The organism is Mycobacterium sp. AT1 (genome assembly GCF_002043095.1).
Lineage (GTDB): Bacteria > Actinomycetota > Actinomycetes > Mycobacteriales > Mycobacteriaceae > Mycobacterium.
Genome location: NZ_MVOC01000029.1, coordinates 1 through 20,517, shown reverse-complemented (window position 1 = coordinate 20,517; position 20,517 = coordinate 1). Strand labels below are relative to the sequence as shown.

The following is a 20,517-nucleotide window of genomic DNA, read 5'->3' as shown; positions in this document are numbered from 1 at the left end:
TCCTACGGTACGGCGACCAGGCGGGCAGGCGCCACGACATCCGAGTAGTGCGACGCGTCGCCGGCGACGACGCGGCTTGGCGTGCCGTGCACGTCGACCGGGACGTCGCCGGCCAGGGTGACCCGGCTCAGGCGACGGTATTGGTCGTCGTAGTCGGACACCGCGTAGTGCTGGGTCGCCCTGTTGTCCCAGATGGCCAGGTCGCCCGGGCTCCAGTTCCACCGAATGGTGTTCTCCAGCTTGGTCACCCGGGTCTGGAACAGTTGCAGAAGGGTCGTCGACTCGCCCGAGCCGAGCCCGACGAACCTCTTGACGAAGTGGCCGAGTAGCAGCACCCGTCGTCCCGTCTCGGGGTGAACGCGGACCACCGGGTGCTCGGTCTCGAAGTGCTCGGAGACGAACTCCTCGCGGTACTGACGGACGGTGTCGCGGTGGGCTTCATCCGCGGAGAAGTCCTCCCCGAAGTCCTTGACGTAGTCGTAGTCGTTGGTGTGGCTCGCCCACAGGTTCTCGGCGAGGGCGGCCAGCGGCGCGGGCAGCTGGTCGTAGGCGGCCTCGGTGGACGCCCACGAGGTGGTGCCGCCGTACTCCGGCAATGCGATCGCCCGCAGCAGCGACGCCTTCGGGATGCGGTCGACGAAGGTGACGTCGGTGTGCCAGGAGTTCGCCTTGTCGTAGCGCGAGTCGACGGGCAGCACGTCGGCGCCTCGCGACGTCACCGTGGGGTGCGCGATGGTGGGTGTGCCGAGGGTCCTGGCGAAGTCGAGTTGGCTCTCGTCGTCGAGGTGCTCCTGATCGCGGAAGAAGATCACCTTGTGCTCGAGGAGTGCGTCGTTGATCGCCTCGACGGTCGACGACGGGAGATCCCCACCGAGCCGCACGCCGTCGATTCGGGCGCCGATGTTCGCGCCGAGTTTCACGATCACGGGAGAGTTGGCCATGAATCCATTGCCGCATGGCAAATCCGTACTGCCCAGCGTTCGGCTACCGACGATTCGAACCCACCGCCCTGTGACTCCCGTCACGTTTCCGACCGGGCTGTTCCGTCCCGCACCAAACCCACTTAACCGGTACCGCCGGTACTACCTTCAACTCAACTGATCGGCACGATGCAGGAGGAACGGCAATGGTTGGACTCGTCGCATTCGCGGCATTGGTGCTCGTACTACTGGTATTGCTCGGCCTTCCCTACAACCAGTCGTGGTACGGCCGCTGGGGCAACTCCGACCGGTAACCCCGATGCGGTACGAATGGTAGGTGCACCAGCCCACCGTTCTTTTGTTGTCCACGTCGGATACCGACCTGATGACGGCTCGCGCCAGCGGTGCGCGGTACCGATGGATGAACCCCAGCCGCCTCGTCGACGGCGAGCTCGACTCGTTGTTGGACGGGGTCGACGTCGCGGTGGTGAGAATCCTCGGCGGCTATCGCAGCTGGCAGGACGGCATCGACGCCGTCGTCGGCAAGGGCATTCCCACGGTCGTCATCAGTGGCGAGCAGTCGCCCGACGCCGACCTGATGAGCCACTCCACGGTGCCCGCGGGCGTCGCCCTGCAGACCCACGTCTACCTGGCCCAGGGTGGCGTCGCGAATCTCGAACAGCTGCACGCCTTCTTGAGTGACACGCTGCTCATGACGGGCTTCGGCTTCTTGCCGCCGGAGACCACGCCCACCTGGGGGGTGCTGCAGTGCCCCGCGGGGAACGTCACCTCCAACGACGGACCTCGCGTCGCGGTCCTCTTCTATCGGGCCCAGCACCTCGCGGGCAACACGGCCTACGTCGGCGCGCTGTGTCACGCGATCGACGCCGCGGGCGGGCAACCCGTCCCGATCTACGCCGCGTCACTGCGGACGCCGGAACCCGACCTGCTCGAACTCCTCGGCACCGTCGACGCGTTGGTGACGACGGTACTGGCCGCGGGCGGCGCCGTACCCGCCACGGTGACCGCAGGCGGCGCCGACGACACCTGGAACGTGGCGCACCTGGCCGCGCTGAACATCCCCATCCTGCAGGGTCTGTGCCTGACGTCGTCGCGGAAGCAGTGGAGCGAGAACGACGACGGCATGAGTCCGCTCGACGTGGCGACCCAGGTGGCCGTGCCCGAATTCGACGGTCGCATCATCACGGTTCCGTTCTCGTTCAAGGAGATCGACGACGAGGGACTGATCTCCTATGTCGCCGACCCGGAGCGCTGCGCACGGGTCGCGGGTCTCGCGGTGCGCCAAGCCAGGCTTCGGCGCATCGCGCCGGCCGACAAGCGGGTGGCGCTCGTGTTCTCCGCCTATCCCACCAAGCACGCGCGCATCGGCAACGCCGTCGGTCTCGACACCCCGGCCAGCGCCGTCGGACTGCTCCACGCGATGCGCGACGCCGGCTACCAGATCGGTGAGGTGCCCGGCGTCGACGCGAACGACGGCGACGCGCTCATCCACGCGCTGATCGAACGCGGCGGCCAAGATCCCGACTGGCTGACCGAGGAACAGTTGGCCCGCAACCCGATCAGGGTGTCGGTCAAGGACTACCGGGCCTGGTTCGCCACCCTGCCCAGCGGACTGGCCGACGCCGTCGTCGAACACTGGGGGCCGCCCCCCGGCGACCTGTTCGTCGACCGCACCCACGACCCCGAGGGCGAAATCGTCATCGCCGCAATGCAATCCGACAACATCGTGATCATGGTGCAGCCCCCCCGCGGATTCGGTGCCAACCCGGTGGCGATCTACCACGACCCCGACCTGCCGCCCAGCCACCACTACCTGGCCGCCTACCGGTGGCTCGACGCCGAGTTCGGCAACGGGTTCCGGGCCGACGCCGTCGTCCACCTCGGCAAACACGGCAACCTGGAATGGTTGCCAGGCAAGACACTTGGCATGTCGTCGACGTGCGGCACCGACGCCGCGCTCGGCGATCTTCCGCTGATCTACCCGTTCCTGGTCAACGATCCGGGGGAGGGCACCCAGGCCAAGCGCCGGGCCCACGCCGTGCTGGTCGACCATTTGATTCCGCCCATGGCGCGGGCGGAGAGCTACGGCGACATCGCCCGGCTCGAGCAGCTGCTCGACGAACACTCCAACATCGCGACGCTCGACCCCGGCAAGCTGCCCGCCATCCGACAGCAGATCTGGACGCTGATGCGGGCGGCGAAGATGGACCACGACCTCGGTCTCGAGGACCGTCCCGACGAGGACGTCTTCGACGACATGCTGCTGCACGTCGACGGCTGGCTGTGCGAGATCAAGGACGTCCAAATCCGCGACGGTCTGCACATCCTCGGCCAGGCCCCAGTCGGGGAGGCCGAGCTGGACCTGGTGCTCGCCATCCTGCGGGCGCGGCAACTCTTCGGCGGCGAACACACCGTGCCGGGCCTTCGGCAGGCGCTCGGCCTTGCCGAGGACGGCACCGACGTCAGAGGGGCCGTCGACGCGGCGGAGGAACGTGCGCGTGAGCTGGTCGCCGAACTGGCCGCCACCGACTGGGACGCCGCCGCGGTCGACCGGATCACCGACAACCCCGAGGTCGCCAGCGTGCTGCGCTTCGCGGCCACCGAGGTGGTGCCGCGGCTGCGCGAGACCGACAACGAGGTCGCGCAGATCCTGCGGGCGCTCGACGGCGGCTTCATCTCGGCGGGCCCGTCGGGTTCGCCGCTGCGCGGTCTGGTCAACGTGCTGCCGACGGGTCGCAACTTCTACTCGGTCGACCCGAAGGCGGTGCCGTCCCGGTTGGCGTGGGAAACCGGTGTCGCCCTTGCCGATTCGCTGCTGGAGCGCTACCACGCCGACCACGGCGAGTGGCCCAGCTCGGTCGGCCTGTCGGTGTGGGGCACCTCGGCCATGCGCACCTCCGGTGACGACATCGCCGAAGTGCTCGCCCTGCTCGGCGTCCAGCCGATCTGGGACGACGCGTCGCGCCGCGTCGTCGACCTCGAACCGATCGACCTGGCCGAACTCGGGCGCCCCCGCATCGACGTGACCGTCCGGATCTCGGGCTTCTTCCGAGACGCCTTCCCGCACGTCGTCACCATGATCGACGACGCGGTCAGCATGGTCGCCGAACTCGACGAGAGCGACGAGCAGAACTACGTCAGGGCCCACGCCAAGGTCGACTTCGCCGACCACGGCGACCAACGCCGTTCGACGACAAGGATCTTCGGCTCGAAGCCGGGGACCTACGGGGCCGGCCTGCTGCAGCTCATGGACAGCAAGAACTGGCGCGACGACGCCGACCTCGCGGAGGTCTACACCGCCTGGGGCGGCTTCGCCTACGGCCGCGGCCTCGACGGCGCCGCCGCCAGCGACGACATGAACCGGCAGTACCGCCGAATCAAGGTCGCCGCGAAGAACATCGACACCCGCGAACACGACATCGCCGACTCCGACGACTACTTCCAGTACCACGGCGGGATGGTCGCGACCGTGCGCGCGCTGACGGGCAAGGACCCCGAGGCCTACATCGGTGACAACACCCGGCCTGAGGCGGTGCGCACCCGCACACTCTCGGAGGAGACCACCCGGGTGTTCCGCGCGCGGGTGGTCAACCCGCGCTGGATGTCGGCGATGCGCAGGCACGGATACAAGGGCGCCTTCGAGATGGCCGCCACCGTCGACTACCTGTTCGGGTACGACGCGACGGCGGGCGTGATGGCCGACTGGATGTACGAGCGGCTGGCGGGGGAGTACGTCCTCGACGAGGAGAACCGCAAGTTCATGAACGAGTCCAACCCGTGGGCGCTGCACGGCATGGCCGAGCGGCTGCTGGAGGCCGCAGGACGCGGCATGTGGGCCCAGCCGGAGTCGGCCACCCTCGCCGGACTGCGACAGGTGCTGCTCGAGACCGAAGGCGACCTGGAAGGCTAGATTCAGCACATGGCTCCCACGTTCGCCGAGGTCGCGAAGTCCGAGTACGTGTTGTTGACGACGTTCACCAAGGACGGTCGACCCAAGCCGACCGCCATCTGGGTGGCGCCAGACGGCAACCGCGTGGTTGCCATCACCCAGGAAAAGTCCTGGAAGGTCAAGCGGATTCGCAACACGCCCCGGGTGACCATCGCCGAGTGCGACCGCGGCGGCAAGCCCAAGGGTGAGGCGGTCGACGCGGTCGCGGTGATCCTGGACAAGTCCCAGACCCAGGCCGTGTACGACGCGATCAGCAAGCGCTACGGCATCATCGGCAAGGTGTTCAACCTCTTCAGCAAGCTCAAGGGCGGGATGAAGAACAACGTGGGCATCGAGCTGAAGGCCGTCTAGGTGCCCAGCTTCGAGGACGTCTACCGCGAGAAGTATCTGTTGCTGACGACGTTCACCAAGGACGGCAGGCCCAAGCCGACGCCGATCTGGGGCGTCCCCGACGGCGACAAGCTGGTGATCAGCACCGACAAGGGGTCGTGGAAGACCAAGCGCATCAACAACACTCCGCGCGTGACGATCCAGAAGTGCGGCGTGCTTGGCAAGGTGAAGGGCGAACCGGTGGAAGCCGTCGCGCGGATGCTGCCCGAATCCGAGACCCGGCGCGTGTTCGACATGGCGACCAAGCGCTTCTGGTACCACGCCTGGTGGTGGATCCCCCAGGCGTTCATCCGCGGTGGCGTCGACGAGGTGCACGCCGCGATCGAGATCCGCGCCGTCGACGCGCCCGCGGCGGGCTAGGAACCTCGGCGGCCTGCGGAACGTTGTCTCGGTATGGCTATGCGGCTCTTCCTGGTGTACGTCCTCGTCGAACTGGCGGTCGTGGTCGCCCTGGTGTCCACGATCGGGTTTGGGTGGACGTTCCTCCTGGTGGTCGGCACCTTCGCCCTGGGTCTCGTACTGGCCGGCTCGCAGGTGAAGCGCCAGGTGCAACGGCTGCGGACCGGTCTGGCTACCCCGCAGGGCGCGGTGTCCGACGGAGCGCTGGTGGCCCTCGGTGGTGTGCTGACCGTCGTGCCCGGCCTCGTCACCTCCGTGCTGGGTCTCTTACTCCTGCTGCCTCCCACCCGCGCGGCCGCCCGCCCGTTGGTGGCGGCCGTCGCCGCCCGTAGCCTCGGTCGAATGCCCGTCATCGTCACCACGACCGGTGGTGTGCCGTTCCGCGCCACCCGCAGCACCGAATACGTCGACGGCGAGGTCGTCGACGTGACCGACGTGGAGCAGCCGCGTCTGCCCAAGCGCCCCGACGTCGCTTGACGACGCTTCTGCTCGGCGGCCGCGTCTACAGCGCGGCCATGCCGGACGCGACGGCGATCGCCATCAGCGACGGGCCGAATGGCGTCGTCTCGTGGTTGGGCACCGACGACGTCGGCCGTAGGCAGTTCCCCGACGCCCGCGTGGTCGACCTCGGCGGCGGCTTCGTCACCCCGGCGTTCGTCGACGGTCACGTCCACGTCACCGCGACCGGGCTCGCACTGGTCGGCCTCGACCTACGCCGCGCTACGTCGCGTGACGACGTGCTGCGGCTCGTCGGCGACTACGCCCGCCGCCATCCCCAAGGGCCCATCTGGGGTCACGGGTGGGACGAGTCGGGGTGGCAGGACCGGACCGCTCCCACCACCGCCGACCTCGACGGCCTGCTCGGCGACCGGCCGGCGTACCTGGCGCGCGTCGACGTGCACTCCGCGGCGGCGTCGACCGCGCTGCGCTCGACCGTGCCCGGGCTGACGGCCGCGGCCGGGTATCACGACCAGCTGCCGTTGACCGCGGACGCCCATCACCTGGTGCGCGCCGCGGCCAGGGCCTCGCTCACCCCCGACCAACGCCGGGAGGCCCGGGTCGCGGCCCTCGATCTCGCGGCCCGGTCCGGCGTCGCGGCGGTGCACGAGTGCGCCGGACCCGACATCGGCGGAATCGACGACTGGCGCGAGCTTCGGGCGCTGCAACACGGCGTCGAGGTGGTCGGCTATTGGGGTGAAGCGGTCACGTCGGCCGCGCAGGCCCGAGAACTGGTTGACGACGTCGGCGTCAACGGCTTGGCCGGTGACCTCTTCGTCGACGGTGCGCTCGGCTCCCACACGGCGTCGCTGCTCGAGGCCTACACCGACGCGCCGGGTTGCTTCGGCAACGCCTACCTCGACGGCGCCGCCGTGGAGGCACATCTGGACGCGTGCACCGAGGCGAGGGTCACCGCGGGCTTTCACGTCATCGGCGACGCGGCCGTCACCACGGTGGTGGACGCGCTGGGACGCGTGGTGGACCGCCACGGCGCCCCAGCCGTCGCCCGGTGCGGTCACCGGCTCGAGCACCTCGAGATGGTGTCCGACGAACAGGCCGCTCTGTTGGGCAGCTGGGGTGTGATCGCCAGCGTGCAACCGAACTTCGACGCCCTGTGGGGCGGTCCCGACGGCATGTACGCCCAGCGATTGGGGCCGGAGCGGGCCGGTCGGCTGAACCCGTTTGCGCTGTTAGCATCCCAAGGCGTGCCACTCGCCTTCGGTTCCGATACGCCGGTCACCGGCATGAATCCGTGGGAGACGGTGCGGGCCGCGACCGCCCACCACACCCAGGGCAGCGCACTGTCGGCGCGAGCCGCGTTCGCCGCCTCCACCCGCGGGGCGTGGCGAGCCGGCGGCATCCGCGACGGCGTCGCGGGCACGCTGGCCCCCGGTGCGCCGGCAACCTACGCCGTCTGGGACGTGCCGGGAGGGCTCGGCGCACTGGAAGTGGCCGCCCCCGCCGACACCGTGGCCCGGTGGTCCACCGACCCGCGATCGCGAATCCCCGCCCTGCCCCGGCTCACTCCGGGTGAACCCCTGCCGGTCTGTCGTCAGACGGTGCATTGGGGTGTCACCATCCATGGCTGATCGCCCGTTCGTGGCGCGCGTGCGCGGTGTTCTCGGACCGCGCGTGATGCGCCTTGCCGCTGCCATCGCGGCCGGAATCCTGGTGTGCGTCAGCTTCCCGCCATTCGGTTGGTGGTTCGCGAGCTTCGTCGCCTTCGGCCTCCTCGCGTGGGTCCTGAGCCATCCGTCGACCACGAAGGCAGGTGGGTTCGGTTACGGCTTCCTGTTCGGGTTGGCGTTCTACGTGCCGCTGCTGCCGTGGATCAGCGGGTTCGTCGGAGCCATGCCGTGGTTGGCGCTCTCGGCGATGGAGGCCCTCTTCCCGGCCGTCTTCGGCCTCTTCGCCGTCGTGGTGCGAAAGCTGCCCGGCTGGCCGGTGTGGTTTGCCTGTCTGTGGGTGCTTTCCGAGTGGCTGAAGTCGACCGTCCCGTTCGGTGGATTCCCGTGGGGCGTCGTCGGTTATGCGCAGGACGACGGCCCGCTGCTCGTCGTCGCGCACTTCGGCGGCGTTCCGTTGGTGTCGTTCGCCGTCGCTCTGGTCGGGTTCGGCCTCGGCGCGATTGCCATGGAAGCGGCGAGGTGGTGGCGCACCGACCACCACTCCGGGCGGCTGGACCTTCCCGCGATCTTGGTGCCAGGTGCGAGCGTGGCGCTGGTCCTGGTCATGGTCGCCGCCGGCACGCCCTTCGTTCGGCGGTCCGGCGTCGGTGCGGGGGACGACCCGACCACGACAGTGGCGGCGGTGCAGGGCAACGTGCCGCGGCTGGGTCTCGACTTCAACGCGCAGCGGCGGGCGGTGCTCGACAACCACGTCAACGAGACGCTGCGCCTCGCCGAGGACGTCCGCGCCGGTCGCTCACCGCAGCCCGCCGTCGTCCTGTGGCCCGAGAACTCGTCTGACATCGATCCGATCGTCAACAAGGACGCCGCCGACCAGATCGGGGTCGCCGTCGACGCCGTCGACGCTCCCATCCTCGTCGGCGCCGTCGTCGCGGCGCCGGGCTACACCCCGGAGGATCCGCAGGCGACCAACACGGTGATCGTGTGGGACGGGGTCAACGGACCGGGCGAACGCCACGACAAGAAGATCGTGCAGCCGTTCGGCGAGTACTTGCCGTGGCGGAGCTTCTTCCGGAAGTTGTCGTCGTTCGCCGATCGTGCGGGCTACTTCGTGCCCGGTGCCGGCGACGGAGTGGTCCACGCCGCAGGCATCCCGATCGGGGTGACGACGTGCTGGGAGGTGATCTTCGACCGCGCCGCCCGAGAATCGGTGCTCAACGGGGCGCAGTTCCTCGCCGTACCGACCAACAACGCGACGTTCGACGAGTCGATGAGCGCCCAGCTGATCTCCTTCGCGAGGCTGCGGGCCGTCGAACACGACCGGTTCGTCGTCGTCGCGGGGACCGTCGGGATCAGCGCCGTGATCGGGCCTGACGGGCAGGAGCTGGCCCGCACCGGGTTCTTCGAGCCCGCCTACCTCGACGCCCAAATCCGGCTCAAGACCAGCCTGACGCCCGCCACGCGCTGGGGCCCGGCCATCCAGGGGTTGATCGTGATCGCTGGTGCTGCGGCTCTCGCATGGGCGATGCTGCACAATGGATCGCTGGCGGATAAGTTCGCGCGTCGCCGCAAGAAGGTGGCGGCCGCGGAGAAGTCCAAGACGAAGGAGTGACATGACCGACGAGCGTGATCGCGCATGATTCAGGGTGGCGACCGCCCCAGTCAGCGCACGCTGGTCATCATTCCGACCTACAACGAGCGGGAAAACCTGCCGTTGATCGTCGGGCGGGTGCACGCGGCGCGGCCGGACGTGCACATCCTCGTGGTCGACGACGGTAGCCCCGACGGTACCGGCGAGCTGGCCAACGAACTGTCGTTGGCCGACCCCGACCGGATCCACGTGATGCACCGCACCGCGAAGGCCGGTCTCGGTGCCGCGTACCTGGCGGGCTTCGCCTGGGGGCTCGGCAGGGCCTACACGGTGCTGGTGGAGATGGACGCCGACGGCTCGCACGCACCGGAGGAGCTGTACCGACTGCTCGACGCGGTCGACGCGGGCGCCGACTTGGCCATCGGATCGCGGTACGTCGACGGCGGTACCGTGCGCAATTGGCCGCGGCGACGAATGGTGTTGTCACGCACGGCAAATGGATACTCCCGCATATCGCTGGGAGTGGACGTCAACGACATCACCGCGGGCTACCGCGCATACCGCCGCGAAGTGCTCGAGAAGATCGACCTCGCGGCCGTCGACTCCAAGGGCTACTGCTTCCAGGTCGACCTGACGTGGCGCACCATCAGCGCGGGATTCGTCGTCAAGGAGGTGCCCATCACGTTCACCGAACGCGAGCTGGGCAAGTCCAAGATGAGCGGTTCGAACATCCGCGAAGCGATCTTCAAGATCGCCGAGTGGGGCATCCGCGGGCGCTTGGATCGCGCCCGCGGAGTGGTGCGCTAGCTGCTGGCGCCGCGGCGGCGGGTCTTGATGATGTCGAGCCGCTCCTTGAGCAACTCGTCGAGCTCCTCGACCGAACGACGCTCCAGCAGCATGTCCCAGTGGGTACGCGGGGGCTTCACCTTCTTGGGCTCCGGCACGTCGCCGTCGATGAGCGTGCCCTCCAGGCCGTTGCGGCAGGGCCACGTGCCAGGGATCTCGGCCTCGTCGGCGAAGGGGACCTCGAACTCCTCGCCGTTGTCGGTCCGGTAACGCGCCATCTGCCTCGGCGCGAGGTCGTGGTTGCGATCGGTCTCGTAGCTCACGGCTCCGAGTCGACTACCTCTCAGGACACGATCAGCCATTGTCACTACTCCTCATCCGACAAACGTTCCGCGGGTAACAACGCTGCCGTATGGCATGAAGTTCCCGACGCGACTGTCCATGATACCGGGATGGACGGGGTGAGCCGTTTACAGTCGAGTGCCGTGGCATCAGAAACCCGACGGCGAACCAAAATTCAACCGTGCCGTTGGTGTGGCCGCGAGGTTCCAGACGCCGGCATGGGCCGACGTCGGCAGTACTGCAGGCAATCTTGCCGCCAACGCGCCTACGAGCAGCGCGCGATGGTCAAGGGCACGTCGGTGGCCCCCGATTCGGTGGTGCTGTCCGCCGAGGAGGCGGCTCAGCTCTCCGATCGCGTGTATCAGGTCAGGTGCGCCGCCGAGGACATGGCGACGGCCATTGACGAAGGTGCCGATGGTTCGGAACTCCGCGACCTGTGTGACGCCCTGATGCGCGCCGCCAAGGCGGCCGACGGCTGGCGATGAGGCCTGCTAGATGCCGCGGAGAAATTTCTTTCGAACCGACTGAACCATTCCGCGGGGTCGCCCGTCGTTCCTCCTGACAGCGCCCCAAGGGGGTGCAACGCCAGAAGGGAAACACCGTGACCGTGCTATCGCCGCTTCCATCTGCCGCCCCCGATCTCGAGCCCGCCGTGTGGTTCTTCGGTGAATTCGTCCTTGACCTTCCGCGCTACGAGCTCCGGCGAAACGGGGTTTCCGTCCCGGTCGAGCCCCAGGTGTTCGACGTGCTGACGCAACTGGTCAAGCACCATCACCGGGTCGTCACGAAGATCGAGTTGTTCGACGCCGTCTGGGGCGGCCGGTTCGTGGGTGAGGCCGCGTTGTCCAGCCGGATCAAGGCGGTGCGGCGCGCGCTCGGTGACGACGGCGTGTCGCAGCACGTCATTCGCACCGTTCGCGGGCGGGGATACCAGTTCGTCGGGGCGCTGCGCACCACCGACGAGCCCACCGACGACGTCGCCGATCTCGACGAGGTGGGCAGCGAAGTCGTGCTGAACGTCCGGCGCCTGCATGCACGGCGCGTGCGGACGAATGGCAACCGGTACCGCGTCGCACCGTCGACGCGCCGCCGGGAGTTCCACGGGCCGCCCAGGTGACGTCGGCTAGGTGACCTTGGCGCCGAACGTGTCGTCGAACCGGGAATGAATCGGAGAATTGGGTATGTTTCAAGTTCGGGCGTCACCGCGATGTGCAGTGCTAGCCGTCAGCCGCGTGAACCACGGACCGATGAAGGAACTAGCGCACGATGCCGGACGATCCAGCCAACGCCGAGCTGCTGCGGGTCATCCACGACGAGCACGGGCCTGCGTTGAATCGCTTCGTCCTTCGGCTGACGCGGGGCGACCGGGAGTTCGCCGAGGACGTCGTCCAGGAGTCCCTTCTGCGGCTGTGGCAGAACGGCACCATCCTCAGCACCTACTCCGAGGACTCGACGCGGGCGTGGCTGTATACGGTGGCCAGGAATTTGGTCATCGACGACCGGCGCAGTTCCCGCTACAAACGCGAGTTCGGGACCGACACCGTCCCCGAGCGCAGTTCACCGGACCTTTTCGGGCCGGCGGTCGACAAGTTCGTCGTCTCCGAAGCCCTGCGATCCCTGAGTCCTGAGCACCGGACCGTGTTGGTACGAGCGCACTATCTTGGACAAACCGCCGTTGAGATCGCGCGGCACGAGGGTATTCCCCCGGGAACCGTCAAATCGCGGCTGCACTACGCACTACGCGCACTCCGCGTGGCCCTGGAGGAAAGGGGGGTCGTCCAATGACCTCCGAACGCGACATGGCCGAATGGGATGCCGCCTATCTCCTCGGCGCCCTCTCGGCATCCGAAGCCGCCGAATACGAGCGGTATCTGGCCGACTCGCCCGAGTCCGCCGACCCATGGGACCAGACCGACCTACCCGCCATCCTGGACGTGCTGTCTCCCGAGGAGGCACTGGCCTTGCTCGACGCGGAACCGCAAACCAAGGCGCGGGACGAGGCTGGCACTGAGCCTGCGTCGTTCGCCGCGGCAGCGGAGCGGCGACGGACCCGCTCTCGCGGTGCCCGGGTGGCCACGGCGCTCGCGTCGGCCGCGGCCTTCCTGCTCATCGGTGGCTTGGTGGGCTATGCCGTCATCCCACACGAATCGTCGACCGGGGTGTCGCTGCAGGCGATGGCTCCGGGTCAGCGAGAGGGCGTCACGGCGTCGCTGGCGCTCTCAGACGAGCCGTGGGGAACCCGCCTCGACTGGGAATGCGAGTACACCAAGGACTGGGCGGTGAAGGCCACCGGCTACGACATGGTCGTCACGACCAAGAACGGCGCGGAGACCACCGTCGCGTCGTGGCGGCCGTCGGGAACCGAGAAGCAGGCGTCGAATCTCGCTGCGGCAACGGTCATTCCGAAGTCGGACATCCGCACCGTCACCATCCGGGAATCGGGATCCGCCACGCCGCTTGCGGTCACCACCCTGGCCTAAAGCTGGCAATCTCCACACGATCTCCTGCCAATCTCCATGTAATGAGGTTCGGCCGGGAGAAGCATGGCCGACATGAAAACTCTCCTTCGCACACTGCTCGTCATGGTGGCTGGCCTCGTGGTCCTCGGCACCCTGTCCGCCTGTTCCGGCGGGTCGTCCACTGAGGCGTCCTCGTCCAGCTCCACTGCCTCGTCCAGCTCGCCGTCCTCGTTGCCGAAAGCCGCCACGTATGTGGCGGACATGGAGGCCGACGGCAAGAAGATGACCATCGGAATCTCCGTCGACGGTGACCAGATCGCCGCGTACGCCTGCAACGGCGTCGACGACGAGGCGTGGTTCTTCGGCACCCAGACCGACGGCAAGGTCGACGTCACCAACAAGTTCCGCGACACCCTCGCGGCGTCCTTCGCCGGCTCCGACATGACCGGCGACGTCGTCATGAACGGCACCAGGTACACGTTCACCGCCGCGGCGGTCGCCGACCCCGCCGGGGTGTACACCGTGGACCTGGACGGGATCCGGTCCTCCTGGATCGTGCGCCCCGACGGTTCCGTGACCGGCGTTCAGTTCAACGGCGGAATCACCGGGCGCGACTTCGAACAGGCCGAACTGCAACAGCTCAACACCGCACAGTTTCAGGCACAGGTGCGCAACAAGCGGGTCCTACAGCAGGCAGATCAAGCGGTCAGCCTGCAGAACCGCACCCTCACCTCGAAGATCAACGGTCGCAGCGTGACTGCACGGACCGTCACCGGCACCACACGGTTCGGCTAGCGCGCCTTTGCGTCAGAGCGAGTCGAAACCTTCCACGGTTTCGGCTCGCTCCGTAGCGTCAGCTCATCGTGACTACCTCCGTCGTACCTCCCTCCGTGACCACGGTGGGTTCGGCGACCGCGAAAGGCCGCCTGCGGCAGCGTAAGTGGGGGCTGATCCGGCTGGCCTCGCCGATCGTCCTCCTGGCGCTGTGGCAACTCGGTAGCGCGCTCGGCCTGATCCCGCAGGACGTCCTTCCCGCTCCCTCTCTGATCCTCGACGCGGGCGTCGACCTGATCAAGAACGGTGAACTGGCCGACGCGCTCGGCGTCTCGGGGGTGCGCGTCGTCGAGGGCCTCGTTCTCGGCGGCGTGATCGGCGTCGCGCTCGGCACCGCCGTCGGCCTCTCGCCGTGGTTCGAGGCAACCGTCGACCCGCCGATGCAGATGCTCCGCGCGCTGCCCCATCTCGGCCTGATTCCGCTGTTCATCCTATGGTTCGGCATCGGTGAACTGCCCAAGGTGCTTCTGGTCGCACTCGGGGTCAGCTTCCCGCTTTACCTCAACACGTTCTCCGCGATCAGGCAGGTCGACCCCAAGCTCTCCGAAACCGCTCAGGTGCTTGGCTTCTCGTTCTGGCAGCGATTCCGCACCATCATCGTGCCGAGCGCGGCGCCGCAGGTGCTGGTCGGCTTGCGCCAGTCCCTGGCGATCGCCTGGCTCACGCTCATCGTGGCCGAGCAAATCAACGCCGACAAGGGAATTGGATACCTGATCAACAACGCCCGTGACTTTCTGCGCATCGACGTCATCATCTTCGGTCTGGTCGTCTACGCGATGCTTGGCATCGGTACCGACGCGATCGTGCGCGTCGCCGAACGGCGAGCCCTGAGGTACCGCTCGTGACGCTGACTTCCGACCGTCGGACCGGAATCGCCGGCGAGCTCAGCCACGTCGACAAGTGGTACGGCGAGCACCACGTCCTCGACGACGTGTCCGTGCAGATCGGCAGTGGCGAGATCGTCGCGCTGATCGGTCGCAGCGGCTCGGGTAAGTCGACGGTGCTCCGGGTGCTGGCGGGTCTGTCGACCGAGCACACCGGCGAGCGTGCGGTTGCGGGTGCTCCTGCCCTGGCCTTTCAGGAGCCTCGACTGTTTCCGTGGCGCGACGTGCGCACCAACGTCGGCTACGGGTTGACGCGCAACCGACTGTCCAAGGCCGAGATCGCGACCCGCGCCGACAGGGCGCTGGCCGACGTCGAACTCACCGATCGCGCGGAGGCCTGGCCGCTGACGTTGTCTGGCGGTCAGGCCCAACGGGTGTCGCTGGCGAGGGCGCTGGTGGCCGAACCAGAGCTGCTGCTGCTCGACGAGCCGTTCGGAGCGCTCGACGCGTTGACCCGGTTGTCGATGCGGGCTCTCCTCCTCGACCTCTGGCGCGAGCACCACTTCGGCGTGCTTCTGGTGACCCACGACGTCGACGAAGCCGTGGCCCTGGCCGACCGGGTGCTGGTCCTCGACGAGGGACGCGTGATCCACGAGCTCGCGATCGACGACGCACGGCGCTCACCGTCGGATCCGTCGGCCAACACCGAGCGCTACCGCGCCGAGCTGCTCGACCAGCTCGGCGTCGCGCTCTGACAACGCACCATCGATTCCCGAGGGGGAACCATCATGCCCACATCCAGACGAGTGATCGCGTTACGCGTCGCAGCAGTGCTCACGCTGGCCGGGGTGCTGGCCGGCTGCGTATCGCGAGAGCAGAGCGCTGGCACGCAACAGGCGCCGGCCGCGGTGCCGTCGGCCGAGCTGTCCGACGTGACCCTGCAGATCGGCGACCAGAAGGGCGGCACCGAGTCCTTGCTGAATGCCGCGGGCGCCCTGAACGATCTGCCGTACAAGGTCGTGTTCTCGACCTTCACCTCGGGACCCCCGCAAGTCGAGGCCGCGACCGCGGGCAAGATCGACTTCGCCATCACCGGCAACACCCCGCCCATCTTCGGCGCCGCCGCAGGCGCGAAGGTCAAGGTGGTGACGGCCTACGAGAACGGGGGAGACGGCGACCGCGTCCTGGTCCGGGCGGACTCGCCGATCAAGACGGTCGCCGACCTCCGCGGCAAGAGCGTCGCGGTCGGCAAGGGCAGCTCCGCCCACGGCCACATCCTGGCCCAGCTGCAGAAGGCGGGCCTGTCGCCCTCGGACGTGAAGTTGGTGTTCCTGCAACCCGCCGACGCCCTGACCGCCTTCACCAGCGGGCAGGCCGACGCATGGGCGATCTGGGACCCCTATACCGCGCAGGTCGAGCAGCAGGTGCCCGTGCGCAGCATCGCCGAGGCAACCGGGGTCACCAACGGTGCGGGCTTCGGCATCGCCTCCGACGCTGCGCTGGCCGACCCGAAACGCAACACCGCGCTGAGTGACTTCCTGGTGCGCTACGCCAAGGCGACCCGGTGGGCGCAGGACCATCCCGAGGAATGGGCTGCCAAGTACTCGGCGGCGGTCGGCCTCGCACTGCCGGTCGGGACCGTCGCGCAGGGCCGCAGCCTGCGGTCGTCGGTGGCGCTGTCGGACCAGCTGATCGCCTCGGAGCAGAAGCTGGCCGACCTGTTCGCCGAGACCAAGCAGATCTCGACGGCGCCCACGTTCGCCAACTGGGTCGACCACCGCTACGACGAAGCTCTCAAACCCTTTGTGACGAACGGAAGTTAAACTGTGGCCACCACTCAGGTTCAATTGCCCGCTTCGCAGGCGAAGTTCTTCTGGTTCCTCCCCACCAGCGGCGACAGCCGCTCCATCGTCGCGTCGTCGCACGCCTCGGCGAATCAGGTGCTGCCGCCGAACTACCGCCACCCGACCCGGGGCTATCTCGCCGAGGTGGCGCGCGCTGCAGACCGGCTCGGCTTCGAAGGCGTGCTCACGCCGACCGGAACATGGTGCGAGGACGCCTGGTTGACGACGGCCGCCCTGCTGGCGGAGACGGAGAGGCTGAAGTTCCTCGTCGCCTTCCGCCCCGGCCTGGTGCCTCCGACGCTGGCCGCGCAGCAGGCGGCGACGCTGCAGCGCTTCTCCGAGGGGCGGGTGCTGCTCAACATCGTGACCGGCGGTGACGACCTCGAGCAGCGGCGCTTCGGGGACTGGCTGGATCACGACGAACGCTATGCCCGCACCGGAGAATTCCTGCACATCGTCGACTCGATCTGGCGAAACGGCCCGCTGGACTTCGAGGGGAAGTACTACCACGTCGAGAACGCGATGGTGTCGGCGCCGCCAGACCCGTTGCCGCAGTTCTACTTCGGTGGTTCGTCGCCGGCCGCCCTGCCCATCGCGGCCCAACACGTCGACGTGTACCTGACGTGGGGTGAGCCGCCTCAAGCGGCGGCCGCCAAGATCGCCAAGGTGCGTGAACTCGCCGAGGCACGGGGGCGCACGATCAGATTCGGCATTCGCCTTCACACCATCAGCCGGGACACCTCGGCGGCCGCATGGGCGGTCGCCGACGAGCTGGTCGCCGGGCTCAGCGAAGACCAGATCGCCAAGCAGACTGCGCTACATGCCAGTTCGCAGTCGGAGGGACAGCGGCGGATGACGGCGCTGCACGGCGGCCGGCTCGACGGCCTGGAGATCTACCCCAACCTGTGGGCGGGGGTGGGCCTGGTCCGTGGGGGAGCGGGGACGGCGTTGGTGGGCAGTCACGAAGAAGTTGCCAACCTCATCATCGAATATCACTCGCTGGGCTTCGACGAGTTCATTCTCTCGGGCTACCCGCACCTCGAGGAAGCGCACTGGTTCGCCGAGGGAGTGCTCCCGCTGCTCAAGCAGAAGGGTGTCGCCTAGCGCCCGCTTGGCTACCCTCCAGAGGTGGACGAGTGGTTTGAGCACAGCCCCTTCGTCGGGTTCGTGCCGTGGATCATCTACTGGGTGGTGGCCGAGGGCCCGAGCACGTGGATGTTCGGGGCGTTGTGCGCGGTGCTGTCGGCGATCATCCTCGGCATCTCCATGGGCCGCGGCGGACCGAGGTTGCTCGAGCTCGTCACCATCGGGTTCTTCGTGGTCGTGACCGCCGCCGGGGTCGTCCTCGGAGCGAGAGATCGCGACTGGATGGACACCTACGCGACGACGCTGTCCAGCGGTGTCCTCGCGGTGATGGCCCTCGGATCGTTGGCGTTCACCCCGTTCACCGAGCAGTACGCGAAAGTCGACCGGCCCCTGCAGGATTGGGAGAAGGCCGCCTTCCGGCAGACCAACAGGGTCCTGACGTTGATGTGGGCCCTGGTGTTCGCGCTGATTTCGGTGCTCGGCTTCTACGCCACCCGGGTGCCGCAGACCGTCGACTGGACCAACTGGGTGATACCCGTCGTGGTCCTCGTCGGCGCCGTGGGGATGACGCAGACCTACCCGGCGCGGGTACGCGAACGGGTCCGCCCGACGGCGTGAACCGGGTGGAAACGGATGTGGTTCAACGGAAGTGGTCGGCAGAGGCTTCGACCCAGTCCGACCGCCACGACTCCGGCGGGTCCTCGAGCAGTTCGCCGGGCATCAGCCAATCGTAGATTTCGGCGTAGGTTCTGGTGCGCTGACCTTCGATGCGGCGGTTCAGCATTGCGGGCGCGAGTTCGTCGAACCCGTCGAGTCCCATCGAGGCGACGATCTGAGCGGCGCTGGCCACGGTGGCGCGTTGGTAGTTGAACACCCGCGCCGACTTGTCGGGGACGTCCAGGGCTCGGGTTCGGGACGGATCCTGCGTGGCGACGCCGGTGGGGCAGCGGTTGGTGTGGCAGCTCAGCGCTTGGATGCAGCCGACCGCGAACATCATCGCGCGGGCCGCCATCAGGAAGTCGGCGCCTTGACAGACCCGACTGACGACGTCGACGCCGCTCGCCACCTTGCCCGACGCGCCAACGCGGATGCGATCCCGCAGACCGGTGCCGACGAGGCTGTCGTGCACCAGCATCAGCCCCTCCGTCAGCGGCATGCCGACGTGGTCCTCGAATTCCTGAGGCGCCGCCCCGGTGCCTCCTTCGCCGCCGTCGACGATGACGAAGTCCGGGGCGATGCCGGTCTCCAGGATTGCCTTGCAGATGGCGAGGAATTCCGTGCGGGCGCCGACGCACAGCTTGAATCCGATCGGCTTGCCCCCGGACAGTCGACGCAGGGTCGCGATGAAGGCCACGAATTCCTTGGGTGTGCCGAAGGCGCTGTGCGACGGCGGCGAGACGACGGTCCGTCCGATGGGGACGCCGCGCGTGGCGGCGATCTCGGCGCTGACCTTCGCGCCGGGCAGCACACCACCCAGACCGGGCTTGGCCCCCTGGGACAGCTTGATCGAGATCGCCTTCACCGGCGGCAACGCCGACTTCTCGGCGAACAGCCCGGGGTCGAAGCGGCCCTCGGCGTCGCGGCACCCGAAGTACCCGGAGCCGATTTCCCAGATGAGGTCGCCGCCGCCGGCGAGGTGGTAGGGGCTGATGCCACCTTCACCCGTGTCGTGGGCGAAGCCGCCGCGCGCCGCGCCGGCACTCAGCGCCTCGATGGCGTTGGCCGACAACGCACCGAAGCTCATCGCCGAGACGTTGAGCATTGCGATGTCGTACGGCTGGAGGCAGTCCGGTCCGCCGAGCCGCACCTTGGGGTCGAGGTTCTCGGCGGTGTGCGCGCGGATCGAGTGCCGAAGGAACTCGTAGCCCAGGGCGGTGACGTCGCGTTGGGTGCCGAACGGTTCGTCGCCCTTGGTGCCCTTGGCCCGTTGGTAGACCAGATCGCGCGTCTCGCGGTCGAACGGCGTCGCCTCGGTGTCGGCCTCGATGAAGTACTGCCGGATTTCCGGGCGGATCGACTCCATCAGGAAGCGGACGTGCCCGACGATCGGATACAGCCGCAGGACGGTGTGCCGCGTCTGCAGCAGATCCCACGTTCCAGCGCGGCCGCGGCAAGCAGCAGCAGCGACGGTACCGCCCACCACCAGGAGACCGACGCGGCCGTGGCCGCGACGAGCGCGGCGACGACCCACACACCTGCCACGACCGCGGGCCGCAAGATCACGGCGTGAGGGTAGCGCGGCTCACACGTCCCCCGTGGCTATGATCGCCGGGTGGTAAATCAGCCGGACTCGTCGGGACTTTCGCAGGACGCGCTGGCCACTGCCGTCAGTGCGGCCCGCCAGGCCTTCGAGAAGGCGGGCGACCTCGACGCCTTGGCGCGGGCCAAGACCGAACACCTCGGCGACAAGTCGCCCATCGCGCTGGCACGCCAGGCGCTTGGCGCGCTGGACAAGGCCGAGCGGGCCGACGCCGGACGCCGCGTCAACGTCGCCCGCACCGAGGCTCAGGCAGCCTTCGACGTGCGCATCGAGGTGCTCCGCGCCGAGCGTGACGCGGCCGCCCTGGTTGCCGAGCGCATCGACGTCACGTTGCCGTCTACCCGGGAGCCGATCGGCGCCCGCCATCCCATCACCATCCTGACCGACCACGTCGCCGACGTCTTCGTCGCTATGGGCTGGGAACTGGCCGAGGGCCCCGAGGTCGAAACCGAGCAGTTCAACTTCGACGCCTTGAACTTTCCGCCCGACCATCCCGCGCGCAGCGAGCAGGACACCTTCCAGATCGCGCCCGACGGGTCACGGCAGGTGCTGCGCACCCACACGTCGCCGGTGCAGATTCGGGCTCTGCTGGAACGCGAGCTGCCGGTCTACATCGTCTCCATCGGCCGGACGTTCCGCACCGACGAGCTCGACGCGACCCATACGCCGGTCTTCCATCAGGTCGA

At 68.2% G+C, this 20,517-nt stretch carries 18 protein-coding genes and 3 pseudogenes; 18 read left to right on the top strand and 3 right to left on the bottom strand.

The window, feature by feature from the left end; genetic code table 11:
* Positions 1-2: 2 nt before the first annotated feature.
* Entirely contained in the window at positions 3-941 is a 939-nt protein-coding gene (locus B1790_RS14510; protein ID WP_079923936.1) for a TauD/TfdA family dioxygenase, read from the bottom strand.
* Positions 942-1,257: 316 nt separating this feature from the next.
* On the opposite strand from B1790_RS14510, the gene cobN reads away from it, so the two are divergent.
* From cobN to B1790_RS14475, 7 genes are read left to right on the top strand one after another with little or no spacing between them, the layout of a single operon-like run.
* Positions 1,258-4,851: a cobaltochelatase subunit CobN gene (cobN, locus tag B1790_RS14505; protein ID WP_198952007.1), complete on the top strand. Its 3,594-nt coding sequence runs from the start codon at positions 1,258-1,260 to the stop codon at positions 4,849-4,851.
* 9 nt (positions 4,852-4,860) lie between these two features.
* Positions 4,861-5,241: a PPOX class F420-dependent oxidoreductase gene (locus tag B1790_RS14500; protein ID WP_079923935.1), complete on the top strand. Its 381-nt coding sequence runs from the start codon at positions 4,861-4,863 to the stop codon at positions 5,239-5,241.
* Entirely contained in the window at positions 5,242-5,640 is a 399-nt protein-coding gene (locus tag B1790_RS14495; protein WP_079923934.1) for a PPOX class F420-dependent oxidoreductase, read from the top strand.
* 33 nt (positions 5,641-5,673) lie between these two features.
* The gene (locus tag B1790_RS14490) at positions 5,674-6,156 is read left to right on the top strand and encodes an FxsA family protein (RefSeq protein WP_079923933.1); all 483 of its coding nucleotides are present in this window, start codon (positions 5,674-5,676) and stop codon (positions 6,154-6,156) included.
* Positions 6,153-7,766 carry an amidohydrolase gene (locus B1790_RS14485; RefSeq protein WP_079923932.1) on the top strand — a complete coding sequence of 538 codons (1,614 nt, stop codon included), beginning with the start codon at positions 6,153-6,155 and terminating at the stop codon, positions 7,764-7,766. The genes B1790_RS14490 and B1790_RS14485 overlap by 4 nt, the downstream gene beginning before the upstream one ends.
* Entirely contained in the window at positions 7,759-9,417 is a 1,659-nt protein-coding gene (gene lnt, locus B1790_RS14480) for an apolipoprotein N-acyltransferase (protein ID WP_142271313.1), read from the top strand. The genes B1790_RS14485 and lnt overlap by 8 nt, the downstream gene beginning before the upstream one ends.
* Positions 9,418-9,441: 24 nt before the next feature.
* Positions 9,442-10,203, top strand: a complete 762-nt coding sequence (locus B1790_RS14475; RefSeq protein WP_079923931.1) for a polyprenol monophosphomannose synthase — start codon at positions 9,442-9,444, stop codon at positions 10,201-10,203.
* Here B1790_RS14475 and B1790_RS14470 read toward each other — a convergent pair.
* Complete coding sequence (locus B1790_RS14470; protein WP_079923930.1) at positions 10,200-10,544, bottom strand: RNA polymerase-binding protein RbpA; 345 nt, start codon at positions 10,542-10,544, stop codon at positions 10,200-10,202. The genes B1790_RS14475 and B1790_RS14470 overlap by 4 nt on opposite strands.
* Before the next feature lie 90 nt (positions 10,545-10,634).
* Here B1790_RS14470 and B1790_RS14465 point away from each other — a divergent pair, with 90 nt between their 5' ends.
* The 10 genes and pseudogenes from B1790_RS14465 to B1790_RS14420 all read left to right on the top strand — a co-directional run bounded on the left by B1790_RS14465 (position 10,635) and on the right by B1790_RS14420 (position 18,189).
* Positions 10,635-11,009 carry a hypothetical protein gene (locus B1790_RS14465; RefSeq protein ID WP_079923929.1) on the top strand — a complete coding sequence of 125 codons (375 nt, stop codon included), beginning with the start codon at positions 10,635-10,637 and terminating at the stop codon, positions 11,007-11,009.
* 167 nt (positions 11,010-11,176) lie between these two features.
* Positions 11,177-11,491 (top strand): annotated as a pseudogene (locus B1790_RS35290) (transcriptional regulator); the annotation flags it as partial.
* A gap of 299 nt (positions 11,492-11,790) precedes the next feature.
* Positions 11,791-12,309, top strand: a complete 519-nt coding sequence (locus B1790_RS14455) for a sigma-70 family RNA polymerase sigma factor (protein WP_079923928.1) — start codon at positions 11,791-11,793, stop codon at positions 12,307-12,309.
* Entirely contained in the window at positions 12,306-13,004 is a 699-nt protein-coding gene (locus tag B1790_RS14450) for a hypothetical protein (RefSeq protein ID WP_079923927.1), read from the top strand. The genes B1790_RS14455 and B1790_RS14450 overlap by 4 nt, the downstream gene beginning before the upstream one ends.
* A 72-nt stretch (positions 13,005-13,076) precedes the next feature.
* Positions 13,077-13,778 (top strand): hypothetical protein, encoded by a 702-nt coding sequence (locus B1790_RS14445; RefSeq protein ID WP_198952005.1) that lies wholly within the window; start codon positions 13,077-13,079, stop codon positions 13,776-13,778.
* A 131-nt stretch (positions 13,779-13,909) separates the two neighbouring features.
* Positions 13,910-14,662 (top strand): ABC transporter permease, encoded by a 753-nt coding sequence (locus tag B1790_RS14440; protein WP_369832351.1) that lies wholly within the window; start codon positions 13,910-13,912, stop codon positions 14,660-14,662.
* Entirely contained in the window at positions 14,659-15,396 is a 738-nt protein-coding gene (locus B1790_RS14435; RefSeq protein ID WP_079923925.1) for an ABC transporter ATP-binding protein, read from the top strand. Before B1790_RS14440 ends, B1790_RS14435 begins: the two co-directional genes overlap by 4 nt.
* Before the next feature lie 51 nt (positions 15,397-15,447).
* Entirely contained in the window at positions 15,448-16,464 is a 1,017-nt protein-coding gene (locus B1790_RS14430; RefSeq protein WP_369832350.1) for an ABC transporter substrate-binding protein, read from the top strand.
* 3 nt (positions 16,465-16,467) lie between these two features.
* Positions 16,468-17,589, top strand: a complete 1,122-nt coding sequence (locus B1790_RS14425; RefSeq protein ID WP_233165125.1) for an LLM class flavin-dependent oxidoreductase — start codon at positions 16,468-16,470, stop codon at positions 17,587-17,589.
* 24 nt (positions 17,590-17,613) lie between these two features.
* Positions 17,614-18,189 carry a hypothetical protein gene (locus B1790_RS14420; RefSeq protein WP_079923923.1) on the top strand — a complete coding sequence of 192 codons (576 nt, stop codon included), beginning with the start codon at positions 17,614-17,616 and terminating at the stop codon, positions 18,187-18,189.
* Positions 18,190-18,211: 22 nt separating this feature from the next.
* Here the strand turns inward: B1790_RS14420 and B1790_RS14415 are convergent.
* Positions 18,212-19,791: pseudogene (locus B1790_RS14415) on the bottom strand (FMN-binding glutamate synthase family protein).
* A gap of 52 nt (positions 19,792-19,843) precedes the next feature.
* Between B1790_RS14415 and B1790_RS14410 the strand changes: the two are divergent.
* Positions 19,844-20,517, top strand: a pseudogene (locus tag B1790_RS14410) (phenylalanine--tRNA ligase subunit alpha); the annotation flags it as partial.

Coding starts and splice junctions, on each gene's coding strand:
- B1790_RS14510 (WP_079923936.1), bottom strand. CDS start 941: ATGGCCAACTCTCCCGTGATCGTGAAACTCGGCGCGAACATCGGCGCC.
- B1790_RS14500 (WP_079923935.1), top strand. CDS start 4,861: ATGGCTCCCACGTTCGCCGAGGTCGCGAAGTCCGAGTACGTGTTGTTG.
- B1790_RS14490 (WP_079923933.1), top strand. CDS start 5,674: ATGGCTATGCGGCTCTTCCTGGTGTACGTCCTCGTCGAACTGGCGGTC.
- lnt (WP_142271313.1), top strand. CDS start 7,759: ATGGCTGATCGCCCGTTCGTGGCGCGCGTGCGCGGTGTTCTCGGACCG.
- B1790_RS14475 (WP_079923931.1), top strand. CDS start 9,442: ATGATTCAGGGTGGCGACCGCCCCAGTCAGCGCACGCTGGTCATCATT.
- B1790_RS14470 (WP_079923930.1), bottom strand. CDS start 10,544: ATGGCTGATCGTGTCCTGAGAGGTAGTCGACTCGGAGCCGTGAGCTAC.
- B1790_RS14465 (WP_079923929.1), top strand. CDS start 10,635: ATGGACGGGGTGAGCCGTTTACAGTCGAGTGCCGTGGCATCAGAAACC.
- B1790_RS14455 (WP_079923928.1), top strand. CDS start 11,791: ATGCCGGACGATCCAGCCAACGCCGAGCTGCTGCGGGTCATCCACGAC.
- B1790_RS14450 (WP_079923927.1), top strand. CDS start 12,306: ATGACCTCCGAACGCGACATGGCCGAATGGGATGCCGCCTATCTCCTC.
- B1790_RS14445 (WP_198952005.1), top strand. CDS start 13,077: ATGAAAACTCTCCTTCGCACACTGCTCGTCATGGTGGCTGGCCTCGTG.